Raw genomic sequence first — 219 nt, forward strand, 5'->3', positions numbered from 1 at the left:
TGAGGAACAGTTCTGCCAGGCCGCGCAGCATTTCCGTCAGTTTCGCCAGCCGCTGGCAGATCTCCATCACTTCACCAGGCAGTTCTCCCATTGCAAAGCGGTGTTCCGCTTCCTGGGTAGCGGGCATATAGAGATTGAGGATGTTATTAAGTGAAGCAATCAGTTCATACAGCTCTTCACAGTGACCGTTCAACCGCTCGGCATTCGCCAGCGGCGGCG

The 219-nt window shown here is 55.3% G+C and carries 1 pseudogene; it reads right to left on the minus strand.

The features are described 5' to 3' along the window. Window positions 1–219, minus strand: a pseudogene (dinG, locus tag FDX22_RS21330) (ATP-dependent DNA helicase DinG); the annotation flags it as partial.

It is taken from the genome of Citrobacter sp. TBCS-14 (assembly GCF_005280805.1).
GTDB lineage: Bacteria > Pseudomonadota > Gammaproteobacteria > Enterobacterales > Enterobacteriaceae > Citrobacter > Citrobacter gillenii.